Below are 13,110 nucleotides of genomic sequence, written 5' to 3' on the forward strand. Positions count from 1 at the left end.
AAAACGGGAAGCAATTTAATGAAGTTGTGTAATAATTATACACAAAAAAAAGGTTCGTTTTTGCAAATCGTTGAACAGTAGCAGTTTAAATTTATGGTACAACGCTTGCTTCTCTGTAAAAAACAATACGCAACATTAAATAGAAAAGTTATGAAAACAGCCATCCTATCTTCACCACCTGCATTTCAGGTTGGTTCTAAAGAAAAAGTAACTCCATTACAAAATAAAACAGCACAAGTAAAAGCAACAGCGGCTTTAAATACCGAAGTGATTGACTCAACCGAATCAGGTAGAAACCGCTTGATCATATTAGGAACGTTGCTGTTACTTTTTGGTGGTGCCGCATTGGTTTATTATTTACAAGCCGATTTTCAGGCCTTTAATTCCGAAAGAATCAATTCGCCTATTGGACTTGCTTTCTTAATTGCAACCGTAGCGCTGCTTTTATTTAAAATCAGCTTCTTTGCCTATAACGTGTATTTGTACTTTAAATACAAGCCTATCAAGTCGGTTACAGATGAGGAATTGCCTACATGTACTGTAATTGTTCCGGCCTATAATGAAGGTAAGTTAGTGTGGGACACTTTACGCAGTATAGCCGCCAGTGATTTCCCAAAACATAAATTGCAAATATTGGCCATAGACGACGGTAGTAAAGATGATACATGGTACTGGATGACAAAAGCCAAACAAGAATTGGGCGATCGATTGTTTATCTACCAACAACCACAGAATAAAGGTAAAAGACACGCACTATACCGTGGATTTAATTTAGGAACAGGTGAAATCTTTGTAACTATTGACAGCGACTCCATTATTAAAGGCGATACGTTGAGAAATTTAGTGAGTCCTTTTATTCGTGATGAAAATTGCGGTGCGGTAGCCGGAAACGTGCGAGTGCTGAATCATAAGAAAGGTATTTTGCCTAAAATGCTTAATGTGAGCTTTGTAATGAGCTTCGAATTTGTACGTTCAGTTGAAAGTGCGCTTGGATCTGTATTGTGTACACCAGGTGCTTTGGCAGCCTACAAAAGTGATGCGGTATTTGAATGTCTACCCGAATGGATTGATCAAAAGTTTATGGGTAAAGCGTCTGACATTGGCGAAGACCGTGCGATGACCAATATGATTTTAAGACAAGGAAAGAAAGTGCTTTTTCAACGCAATGCCATTGTATTGACAGACGTGCCTGAACAATATAAAGGATTGTACAAAATGTTCATCCGATGGGGCAGAAGTAACGTACGTGAAAACTTAGTGATGGCCAAGTATGTATTTACTGATTTTAGAAAAGAATCTAAGTTTGGTGCACGACTATTGTTCATCAATCAGTTTTTGACCATCGTGATGACGTACCCATTTCTACTGTTCATGTTATTTTTAATTGCAATGCACCCTATCTTGTTTTTCAGTTCTACGTTATTGGGGATCTTAATTGTGTCAAGTTTTCCAGTTCTGTTTTATGCTAAAAAGTACAGTATTTCAGAATCGTTGTGGGCATATTCATACAGCTTGCTTTACACCTTCGGATTGTTCTGGATTGCACCTTACGCCATTGCTACAGCAGGGAAAAGTGGCTGGTTGACCAGAGAGTTGGTTCCAAAATAAAACAAACACTCCTATATATATAATGCAAGAGCGACTTTTTAAAGTCGCTCTTGCTATTTTTATACGTTAATAATACATCCTAAAATCAAGCGCCTTGCAGGCAATATAGTTTTTTTGATGCAATTGCTCTACGACTTCTACTAAATCATGTTCTTCTTGGCATAAACCGAAAAACAGTTGGTCCAGAGGCAAACTATTTACCGAAACTGAATCCAAGCCATAGCCTGAAATAGCTCGTGCTCCAGAAACATCTAAGAAATACTGGGCTTCGTCTTGTGCTAAATCCAGTGGCTTGGTATTGGCGAAATGAATGATTTTCCCTTTCATTTTTCCTTCAAACAATTCCGCTACTTCTTGCAATGAATAATAGTAGTCATTGAGCTGAATGGTATTTTCAGCACCTTCCATTACGAGGTAGATGATCTCATATTCCTTAAAATGCTTGTCGTCATAAACCAACGCGCCAAGACGTTCTTCCAGTTCTTCAATGCTGTCGCAATAATTGTAAATGCTTTCAATTCCTTGCAAAGCCAATTCTTCAAGGCCTGCAATAACGGGTGTATGTTCAGGTAATTCAGAATCAGAAATGGCTTCAAGGCAAAAGATGAATTTTTCAGTACCCATAGGTGTCAAATAATTTTCCAGTTGGAGTTTTCAAAAATAATTATTTCAGCACCACTTTCACTACCTTTAACGTTCAATTAAAAGTTAAAATAATGAAAAAAACAGTTCTCACACTTTCGCTGGCTTTCCTACTTTTTGCTTGCAATAAGAAAGAGTCAGTTGCTACTTCAACTGATTTGAATGCGAAATTTGATCAATACAAATCGCATTTCGTAGACGAGTTATGGAAAATCAGTCCCGAATGGGCCTCGAGTCAAGGATTTCATAACTACGACAGCATCTTGCTGCTTCCCGATGCAACGAATGAAAAAATGCAACTTCAGTTTGCGCAAAGCCATTTGGATTCATTAAAAAGTTATCCGCTAAATCAACTTTCTGATAATAATAAGACGGATGTTCAAATGATGGAGAATCTAATGAACAGCTTCGTGTTTTCAATCAATGAGCTCAAATCAGGAACGTGGAATCCTTCGCAATACAATGTATGTGGTTCCTTTGCCGAAATCCTGAACGGGAATTATGGCACCGTAGATAGCAGATTGCGTGACTTTGATTTAAAAATGAACAACGTTCCAGCGTATTATCAAGCTGCTGCAAAGAACTTGAAAAATCCTACAGTAGAACATACGCAATTGGCTATTGCTCAAAACCTGGGCGGACTTTCTGTATTCAAAGATGATTTAAAAGCGGCTTTAGCCAAAAGCAGTTGGTCCGACGAGCAGAAAAATAATACGTTAGCAAAAGCAGCGATGGCAATCAAAGCAATTGAAAACTACGCCGATTTTCTAAAGAAGATGGACAATCCTGAGCCACGTTCCTTTCGATTGGGAAAAGAGTTGTATGCCAAGAAATTTGAATTAGACATTCAATCGGGTTTCTCAGCAGAGGAAATTTACCAAAAAGCATTGAGCGAAAAGCAACTTCTCCATGGAAAAATGTTTACCCTTGCTGATAAATTGTGGGAAAAATATTTGCCAAAAGCGCAAAAACCAACTGATAAATTGGATTTAATTCGTCAGGTAATTGACAAAATTTCTTTGCAACATACCACTCCAGAAAAGTTTCAATCGGAAATTGAAAAACAAATTCCTGAATTAGTAGCTTACGTAAAAGAGAAAGATTTGCTTTATATTGATCCGTCAAAACCATTAGTAGTACGGAAAGAACCGGATTATATGGCTGGAGTTGCGGGAGCTTCTATTTCGGCACCTGGACCGTATGACAAAAATGCGAATACCTATTATAATGTAGGAAGTATGTCCGGTTGGTCCAAAGAAGATTCCGAAAGTTATTTGCGGGAATACAACGATTATATTTTGCAAATCTTAAACATTCACGAAGCCATTCCTGGACATTATACCCAATTGGTTTATGCCAATCAATCGCCAAGCATTATCAAATCGATTTTAGGAAATGGAGCAATGATTGAAGGTTGGGCCGTGTATACCGAACGAATGATGCTGGAAAGCGGGTATAAAAATTCGGACGAAATGTGGTTGATGTATTATAAATGGAATTTAAGAACCGTATGCAACACGATTTTGGACAACAGTGTGCAAACTAGAAACATGACCAAGGAGCAAGCGTTAAGCTTATTGACCAAGGAAGCGTTTCAGCAAAATGCCGAAGCAGAAGGGAAGTGGAAGCGAGCAACTTTGTCTCAAGTACAGCTGTGTTCCTACTTTACGGGCTATACTGAAATCTATGCGTTTAGAGAGGAATTGAAAAAGAAAGAGGGAGACCAATTCAACTTGAAAAAGTTTCACGAGAAGTTTTTAAGTTATGGAAGTGCTCCTGTTAAGAACATTAGAGCATTGATGTTGAAATAAGAATACCATTTAAACTAAAAACACCTCTAAAATAATCTATTTTAGAGGTGTTTTTTATTTCATTTCGTTTTTATAAATACCCTAGCAAGTAGAATATAATTATAAATACTACAACAGTTCCCAAGCAGCCGCCGCCTAATTTTTTAGCGCCCCAGCCAGCAATTAATGTTTTGAATAGTCCGTTCATGATGATTTATTTTTAGAGGTTATGGTACGTATTAGTCTTCGTTTAATAAAGCATAATACATTTCATTCGGATCGTAATCAAAGTCAAAATCCATAAGTTCTTCATCCACAATTTCAGATGCGTCCGAGTCGTTTATTGAAATAATATTGATCAAATGCGTATCAAAACTTTCAAATTTTTCTAGTTTAGTAAGTTCGTATTTCATGATATAGCTTTTTTTGTTTGATACAAATTTCACTTAATCACAACGAATTTTGATTACAGCATTTACTTCTTATGTTTCAGAATTTCAATTTAGACCAAAAAAGCAATTTATCGGGCATTGTTGAACGTGTCTCCTTGCTTAATATCACCCGTTTTATATCCTTTCATAAACCAGTACTTCCGTTGTTCAGAACTCCCGTGAGTAAAAGAATCAGGAATTACTTCGCCTTGAACACGCTTTTGAATGGCATCATCTCCCACGGCATTTGCGGCACTCAATGCTTCATCAATATCACCTTCTTCTAAAAATTGATTCATCTCCTGATTATAGTGTGTCCAAACTCCTGCATAGAAATCCGCTTGTAACTCTAAGGCAACCGAAAGTTTGTTGGCTTCTTTCTGGCTCATGCCTTCCTGCATTTGACGTACTTTTGCCGAAGTACCTAAAAGCGTTTGCACATGGTGGCCTACTTCATGAGCCAATACATACGGAATGGAAAAATCACCTTCTTTTGCACCGAATTTAGATTCAAGTTCATCAAAGAATTTTAAATCCATGTACACCTTTTGATCCGCTGGACAATAAAATGGTCCAGAAGCAGAGCTTGCTGCACCACATGCCGTTTGAACACGATCGCTGAATAGTACCATTCCCGCATTTTCGTAAGTCATTCCATTTTCTTGAAATATTTTTGCCCAGACATCTTCTGTGTCTTTAAGAAGTACATTCATCATTTTACCTTGCAGTTGTTCTTCGGGCGTTAAATCGCGTTGCGTGGTTTGCTCGGTCCCATTATTCATTTGTTCTAGAACGGGTGTTAAATTTTGCAAATCGGCTCCGCCAAACATATTAATAAGCAGAATAATTACACCAATAATTCCACCACCAGCTACAACTTTTCCTGAAGAGCCCATTCCGCGACGGTCTTCCACATTGCCGCTTTCTTTTCTACCTTGCCATTTCATGTTTTATTTTTTTAGATTTGCTTTTTAGTATATGGTATTTTAAATCAATGCTCTTGAATTAGTTTCAGGTCGTTAAGAAATGAGCAATTATCAATTGGATTCCACTTGATACCATTTCAAAATAACTTCTTTGATAGTTTCTTTTACAATCGGTTTGGAAACAAAATCATTCATTCCAGAAGCCAGGCACATTTCACGTTCTTCCTTTAAAGTTCCCGCAGTCAATGCTATGATGGGTACGGAAGAATTGGGATCTAAAACCCTGATGCGTTCCGTAGCTTCCAAGCCGTTTAGTAAAGGCATTTGTACGTCCATTAAAATTAAATCGGGCGCTGCACTCACAAACTTTTGAATGGCTTCTTCTCCATTCATACTTTCGATCAATTCAGCCTTAGGAAATATTCCTTTTAATATGGTTTTGATTAACAACATGTTAATGGCATTGTCTTCTGCTATGAGGATTTTCATATCGAGTTGTGTGGTATTTATAGTACTGTGATTTGTAGGAGTTTTTAAAATGGTTATTTCAGAATCGCTACTATGTTTTAAAACAACATCAAAATAGAAAACGCTTCCCTCCATGGGAACACTTTTTACCTTTAGTTTGCTGTCCATTAACTTTAGTAGCTGATTGGTAATGGTTAAACCCAATCCTGTTCCGCCGTATTTCCTCGTGGTAGAATTGTCTTCTTGCGAGAAAGGTTGAAAAATTTTCTTCTGATTTTCAATTCCAATACCAATTCCGGTGTCGGCTACGGAAATGCGAATTTTGTGAGAATTAAAGCCAACGGGTTTTTTGTATTTCAACGTTATTTTGACCTGGCCTTCTACAGTAAATTTAATGGCATTGCTAACCAAATTTAGAAAAATTTGTTTCAAGCGGATCGAATCCAGTATTAGGGTTTTGGGTATTTCAGGATCGACAACGACTTTAAGTTGTAATTTTTTCTGTTCCAAATCAAACCGAATGACCTGACGAATGGATTCTAATAAATTCTGAACACCAGTGGGTTGCAAATCCAGTTCCAGTTTTCCGGCTTCAATTTTGCTAAAATCTAAAATATCGTTTATAATTCCCAGAAGCGTGGTTGCCGAATGATTAACAGTGGTCATGAATCGTTCTTGCTCTGTATTGAGCTCGGTTTTCATCAGTAAATCGGTAAAACCAATGATGCCGTTTAAAGGCGTTTTAATCTCATGACTCATGTTTGCCAGAAATTCGGATTTTGCCTTGTTGGCCGATTCGGCTAATTCCTTTTCAATAATTGCAGATTCAGTACTTTTTCGCTTGGTTATGTCAATAAAAATTCCTTCAATGTAGGCTACTTTTTGATCTTCCTTGATAATATCAGCAAATTCTTCGACCCATTTCACCTCATTTTCTTTGGTGCGGATGCGGTACGTCAAGCGAATTTTTTCACCATCGACTACATTTTTTGCTGCTTTTAAGAGCACATCAACTTTGTCTTCTTCATGAATCAAATCAGAAAAGTTAATCCGACCTTCAATAAAATCGCTTTTATCGTAACCGGTAAGAATTTTAATTTGATCGTTGAGGTATATTTTTGTCCAATGTGCGTCAAATCTAGAAAGATAAACCGTTCCGGGTATGTTATTGGCCAACAGTCGGAAACGCTCTTCGCTTTCATTTTTGAGACGTTCATTGGTACTGATTTGCAAAACAGACGAAATATTATTTGCCATAAGCTGAAAAATATTTATTTCATCTGCTGTCCACACGCGTTCTTCGGTGCACGAATCAAGGCCGATAAATCCTGAGAATTGGTTGTCTAAATAGAGGGGGAATAGCAATATGGATTTAATTTCATTCGCAATTAGCAATTTTTTTATGAGGCTGTTCTCTAAAGTTGATGTAATTGCTATAAAAGGTTTTTTCTGAAGAGCGGCAGTAGTGACTTCTTTAAAATCAATATGAGTGAATGTCCGTAAAGGCGTTATTTGAAGTTGCAAGTTTTCCTTTGCCCACTTATACTTTTGGCTGATGAGATGGGTCTGTAAATTATTTTCATAATAATACATGTGGTCTACATTGGTAACTGCACCTATGGCATTAAAAGTTTCAGAAAACATTTCAAACGGACTTTTGGATTGTAAAAAAAGTTCGGTGCATTTAGAGACAACTGCCCAAATTTGACTGTTGTATTTTAAATTTCGTTCCGTTTCAAGTCTGAGGCGTAGCTCTAAACTTAATGAAATGACATTGGTAATTGTACGGATAAAATTGGTGTCTTCTGAATCCCAAACTCTCTCTTTTTCTCTGTTGAGGAAACATAATACGCCAATGATTTTACCATAATGCAAGACACTTATATTTAGCATTGAATTGTACTGAGGACCCAATTCTTCATGACAATTAAAGAGCGGTGACGGATTTGATTTTAAATCGTCAACAATTATGATTTTTTGTTGCTGTAGTAGCGCTAGACTTCTATTGTCATTTCCCTCCTGGTTGACTACCGTGGAAAACTCAGCATTACTAATTAAGTCGTAGCTTACTTTTGTGCTTTGCTGGTCACTCTCACAATTCCAAAAAGTTATAAAGTCGGTTTTGGTAGCTTTAGCTGTACTTTTTAAAATTTGAGACAATACGGCGTCAAAAGTAGTGTAGTCTGAAAAATTTACGGCAGAAAGTTGATTTATCGTTTTATTGTAGGTTTCAATTTTTTCTAATTGGACCTTTTCTTTTGCTTCTAAGTTTTTAAGAGAAGTAATGTCGCGAAGAATGCCAAAGTAACCCAAGACAGTACCGTGTTGATCCTTATTCACGATTACCTTTTGTGATCCCCAAATGGAACTGCCGTCTTTCTTTAGTACTGGAAACTCAATGGTTGGAAAGTCACGGTCAAGTTCTATTACATTTTGATAAAAGTCCTTCAGCTGTTCTCTAAAGTCATCCCGTACATAATTAAGGAATGGACTTCCTAAAACTTCTGATTCGGTGTAGCCCAAATACTGCAAGGTAAAATCATTAATGAATACAAAATTACCTTTGGCATCTGTTTCAAAAATAACATCTTCTGCATTTTGAATTAATTTTTTAAATTTATTTCCCACTTTTTTTGAGTTGAATAGTGAATTTGAATCCTACTTTTTTACGCATTTCCCTTTTAGTAAAACAATTAAGGTAAACTTGCTATTCGTACTTTTTCTATACCGTTGGTCCGATTAACTAATGTACAAAAATATATTAGTAAAATTAAGAAGGTCTTAATAAAATTATCAATTTTATTAAGACCTAAATTATGTTAGCTACTATAATTTATTAATAAAAATCTTTTCCTATTTCTTCTAATTCGTTATTTTCGTCAATTGGTAGTGCAGCTTTATAGGTAATGTATTGCAAGGAATATAATGCTGGAAGCGTAAACAAGATTCCAATACAGATTGCAAATAAACCCAGCATGATAAAAAAGCCACAAACAATAAGTAATAAGAAAATGGTCCAGAAATTCTTACTTACCAAAGTAATACTTCCTTTAATGGCATCCATAGCGCTTAAGTTTCCAAAGATGATTAAAGGAATTATTAAAAACGTAAAAATTTGCGCAAGCAAAGAGATTATTCCACTTAAAATTACTGCAATATTGATGAGAATAGAGTCAGGATTATGGACATTTAAAACTTGAAATAGTGTACTCAGTCCTGATCCTAGCAAAGTTACGATTGCTGCTGCTAAAAATAGTTCTTTAAAATGAACGGATTTATAGTGCATGAAAGCGGTTCCAAAATCAAAATCTTTTTTTACCGAAGCATTGTGAGCCATCTGAACAAATCCTGCAGCAATTGGAGCAAATAATCCTGCAGCCACAATTGAAGAAACCAAGTTTATAGCAAAACCAGTACCTGATAGCATTCCTTGACTGTACTCTGTAAAAGTTTGAGTTGCAGTGGCAATACCAAATATAATAGTAGCAAGTCCTCCTAGAATAACCACAGCTGCAATAACCACTAATAAAGTAACTGCACCACCTAGAAGTGCAATTTTTTGATAATTTGCAAATGTAGCATTGATGGTTTCTCCCAAATCCAGTTTGTATCCATTTCGCTTAATGTCGGATATACGTTGTAAAGTTGACTTCATAATTGATGTTAATGGTTTTAATATTAGTGTGCGTTTACAGGCTTTTGTTACAAATCAATGTATGAATATTAAAGCCATTTTAATAATTTTTTAAGTCGTTTCAATTTGTTTCCATAAGGTGCGTATCGAAAAGATGGGTCAAGCCAATTTTTCCGTTTTACAACTGCTTTTTGATGTGAAAAGGTAAGGAAACTTCTTTTTCCGCGGTACGCACCCATTCCTGAATTGCCAACACCTCCAAAAGGAAGTCGGTGATTTCCAAAATGGATAATGGTATCATTGATGCAGCCGCCTCCGTAAGGAAACTCTTGTATGCATCGCTCGCTAAAATCGGTGTTTTCTGTAAATACGTAAAGTGAAAGTGGTTTTGGTAAAGGCTTGATGATCTTCTTTAAGTCATCAAAATCATCATAAGATAAAATAGGTAGAATGGGTCCAAAGATTTCCTCTTTCATCAACTCGCTTTCTAAAGAAGGCTGATCCACAAGCGTTGGTGAAAGATAGCAATCAGCTTCGTTTTGATCGCCTCCATGAATTACGTTTTGATTTTGCAAAAGTTCGGTAAGTCGCAACCAATTTTTCTTATTGACAATTCGACAGTAGTCCGCAGAATTTAGTGGGTTTTCTGTGTACGCTTTTTCGATTTCTAACTGAAGGTGCTTTATAAATTCTGCCTTTACATTTGATTTTACCAAAATAAAATCAGGTGCAATGCACGTTTGTCCTGCATTGATGAACTTTCCCCAAACAATTCGTCTTGCTTTTAATTCAATGGATCCTGTGTCATCTACAATGCATGGATTTTTACCTCCTAATTCAAGTGTAACAGGTGTTAAATTTTTGGCAGCAGCTTCATACACTTTTTGACCTACGCCTACACTTCCAGTAAAGAAAATATAGTCCCATTTTTTGGCCAGCAAACTTTTGGCCATTTCAGCATCTCCCAGTACAGCTACTACTTCTTGGACATCAAAAGTCTCTCTAATGATTTTGGAAAGTAGGGCAGAGGTGTTTGGAGTGAGTTCGGAGGGTTTTAGAGTAACTTGATTTCCCGCTGCAAAAGCCGCAATTACCGGTGATAATGCAAGTTGGAACGGATAATTCCATGGTGAAATAATGAGGACTTTGCCGTAGGGCTCATTGTAAATGTAATCGCTTGACGGAAAGCTTAACAAAGAAGGTAGAACCCATTTTGGTTTTGCCCAACTGTTCATGTTTTTCATCGCGTACTTTATATCATCTTTTACAATATTTATTTCTGTGATGTAGGCTTCAAAAGCTGATTTTTTAAAATCTTTGTATAAAGCTTCTGTGATTTCAGACTCGTAAAAGTTGATTTGATTGAGTAATTTGGCAAGCTTTTTTTTTCTATTATCCATCAAATTTGCGTAATCCATCGGAGTTCAATTTACAGTTGTAACGCAATTTAAATTTAAATAATGGATTGGGCAATTTTAATTTTGTTTGAATCCAAAACGGAAACCAAAATACAAATCAGCTTGTTTACTATCACTCGTTAAAGCACTCAAAACGGCATTAGACCCAATAAAAAATCCACCAACTCTAAAACCCAGTCCAATTGTTCCACCTGAAATTTCACTATTTCCAATTGGTATAAATGTCTCAAATGCACCAAAAGTGACACGAGGTGTTATGGTAAACATGTTTTGAGATGTAAGTTGAGCATCTTCTCTTTGGTCGCCTATTTTTTGCTGAACAAAACCTGTAATTGAAAGTCGTTTTACAATGCTGTAATCGGCATAAAAATTTAAGACTGTTGGTAATTTAACTTTAAATTCATCAGTAGAATTGGACATGGTAAAGAAGCCAGTATTGTCTAAAACGGCTTCAATGTCTTCCAATCCATCTACGTCATCAAACACATCTAAAGCGAGACTTTGACCTTGAGGAATAGTCAGGGTATAATTTTCTGATACGTTATCGTCCCCTGAAAATGTCATCGAACCCATATTTCGCAAGGAAGCTCCTACTTTTAGTTTATACGATTTATCTTCGTTCAACAACTGATAGTCGACGCCAAAATCGGTGGCAAAACCGTTAAGTCCTCCAAAAACGGATTTCATGTAATCGTCCGTTTCGCTAAAGCTATTTGCAAAATTTCCAGAATAGGCTAAGTTTAAAGATGTGTTTGTCTCGGTTAAGCTTAGTCCGTTTATGGGATCATTAACTAGTTTTCCTGTAAAATTATTGAGTCCAATATTGGCATAAGAGCCAGGGAACAAAAGCTTTACGGTTACACCAGCATTCAGTTGGTGCTTCTCAGTTTGGTACAGATTTCGGGCTACAGAAATACCTATTTCTCCGTAAGTTGTTGCATTCACGCGCTGATTTTCGGTATTATCAATATTTATAATTTCGGAATCTAATTGATCGTTAGTTAAGGCATTTCCCAAACCAGAATCCAGGTCAATGATACTTGCTTTTACAAAAGCCTTTGTGGCTATACCAAATCCCCACTTTTTATAACGCATACCAAAAGAGGGAAAGTGAACAGCAGTGCTAATATCAAAATTTACATTTCCTTTTCCATCAAATAGTAGACGTTCCAGATCATCACCTTTTGTCAAATCATTAAAACCAACCTTATCATTGGCAACGTTTACACTGATTGAAAAAAGTTCTACTTCGTATTTAGTGGATAAATTGGCGAATTCAGAAGGATTGATTCCTCCATTAAGAATTCCTACACGTTTGGAGGTGGTAATTCCAGAAAAATGTTCTTGCGAATAGGCGTTTAAAGTCAATAGCGCGAACGCCATGAAAGTTATTTTTCTCATAATGAAACATTTAGATTCTAAAGGTAAGAAAAAAAACGCACGTATCTTAAAATTAACATATTATACCTTAAATATGTTGATTATGTTACAATTTTATGTTATTCCAAGTTGATTCAGATGGTAAAGGCGCGACTATTGAAATTGCATCTTTTGAAACGGGATGTATGAAGGCTAGTTTTCTGGCATGTAAATGAATGCCTCCATCGGGATTACTTCTGTTAAAACCATATTTTAGATCGCCTTTTATTGGACAGCCAATGGCAGCCAATTGTGCACGAATCTGATGGTGTCTTCCCGTGTGCAAATTTATTTCTAAAACCGTATAGTTGGTCAGCTGATAAATTACTTTATAATCCAACTTGGCGTGTTTACTCTCAGGAACTTCCTTAGAGTGGGCTTTTGAAGTATTATTTTTAGAATTTCGCTTGAGGAAATGTTCCAAAATGGCTTCTTTTTCTGGAGGAGCATTTTTTACAATTGCCCAATACGTTTTCTGCGTGTCTCTGTTTTTAAACATTTCGTTTAAACGTGTCAATGCTTTTGAAGTTTTGGCAAAGACTACAATTCCAGTTGTAGGTCGGTCCAATCGATGCACAACACCTAAATAGACTTCTCCCGGTTTATTATATTTTACTTTAATGTATTCTTTAACCACATCACTCAGAGGTTGATCTCCAGTTTTATCGCCTTGCACAATATCGCCTACGCGTTTATTAACTACAATGATGTGATTGTCTTCGTGTAAAACTTGTAAGTTATTTTTGTCAGAAAGTATTTTCATATTCGCCCGAA

At 36.4% G+C, this 13,110-nt stretch carries 10 protein-coding genes; 2 read left to right on the top strand and 8 right to left on the bottom strand.

What is annotated here, in order from left to right; translation table 11 throughout:
* Nucleotides 1-150 precede the first annotated feature (150 nt).
* On the top strand, nucleotides 151-1,608 hold the full coding sequence (locus H602_RS0110390; RefSeq protein ID WP_026977933.1) for a glycosyltransferase family 2 protein: 1,458 nt from the start codon (nucleotides 151-153) through the stop codon (nucleotides 1,606-1,608).
* Between the two features lie 66 nt (nucleotides 1,609-1,674).
* On the opposite strand, the gene H602_RS0110395 is transcribed toward H602_RS0110390, so the two are convergent.
* On the bottom strand, nucleotides 1,675-2,232 hold the full coding sequence (locus H602_RS0110395; RefSeq protein ID WP_026977934.1) for a DUF6642 family protein: 558 nt from the start codon (nucleotides 2,230-2,232) through the stop codon (nucleotides 1,675-1,677).
* 92 nt (nucleotides 2,233-2,324) lie between these two features.
* Here H602_RS0110395 and H602_RS0110400 point away from each other — a divergent pair, with 92 nt between their 5' ends.
* Complete coding sequence (locus tag H602_RS0110400) at nucleotides 2,325-4,061, top strand: DUF885 domain-containing protein (protein WP_026977935.1); 1,737 nt, start codon at nucleotides 2,325-2,327, stop codon at nucleotides 4,059-4,061.
* Between the two features lie 218 nt (nucleotides 4,062-4,279).
* Here H602_RS0110400 and H602_RS19920 read toward each other — a convergent pair whose 3' ends face one another.
* The 7 genes from H602_RS19920 to H602_RS0110435 form a co-directional block, all read right to left on the bottom strand.
* Nucleotides 4,280-4,453 (bottom strand): hypothetical protein, encoded by a 174-nt coding sequence (locus H602_RS19920; RefSeq protein ID WP_157505031.1) that lies wholly within the window; start codon nucleotides 4,451-4,453, stop codon nucleotides 4,280-4,282.
* A gap of 107 nt (nucleotides 4,454-4,560) precedes the next feature.
* Nucleotides 4,561-5,418: a KPN_02809 family neutral zinc metallopeptidase gene (ypfJ, locus tag H602_RS0110410; RefSeq protein WP_026977936.1), complete on the bottom strand. Its 858-nt coding sequence runs from the start codon at nucleotides 5,416-5,418 to the stop codon at nucleotides 4,561-4,563.
* 90 nt (nucleotides 5,419-5,508) lie between these two features.
* Complete coding sequence (locus H602_RS19380; protein ID WP_051224381.1) at nucleotides 5,509-8,493, bottom strand: PAS domain S-box protein; 2,985 nt, start codon at nucleotides 8,491-8,493, stop codon at nucleotides 5,509-5,511.
* 208 nt (nucleotides 8,494-8,701) lie between these two features.
* The gene (locus H602_RS0110420) at nucleotides 8,702-9,520 is read right to left on the bottom strand and encodes a hypothetical protein (protein WP_026977937.1); all 819 of its coding nucleotides are present in this window, start codon (nucleotides 9,518-9,520) and stop codon (nucleotides 8,702-8,704) included.
* 68 nt (nucleotides 9,521-9,588) lie between these two features.
* Complete coding sequence (locus tag H602_RS0110425) at nucleotides 9,589-10,917, bottom strand: aldehyde dehydrogenase (protein WP_026977938.1); 1,329 nt, start codon at nucleotides 10,915-10,917, stop codon at nucleotides 9,589-9,591.
* A gap of 57 nt (nucleotides 10,918-10,974) precedes the next feature.
* Nucleotides 10,975-12,318 (bottom strand): DUF5723 family protein, encoded by a 1,344-nt coding sequence (locus H602_RS0110430; RefSeq protein ID WP_026977939.1) that lies wholly within the window; start codon nucleotides 12,316-12,318, stop codon nucleotides 10,975-10,977.
* An 85-nt stretch (nucleotides 12,319-12,403) separates the two neighbouring features.
* On the bottom strand, nucleotides 12,404-13,099 hold the full coding sequence (locus H602_RS0110435; RefSeq protein WP_026977940.1) for an RluA family pseudouridine synthase: 696 nt from the start codon (nucleotides 13,097-13,099) through the stop codon (nucleotides 12,404-12,406).
* Nucleotides 13,100-13,110: the final 11 nt, after the last annotated feature.

The organism is Flavobacterium tegetincola DSM 22377 (assembly GCF_000425485.1).
GTDB lineage: Bacteria > Bacteroidota > Bacteroidia > Flavobacteriales > Flavobacteriaceae > Flavobacterium > Flavobacterium tegetincola.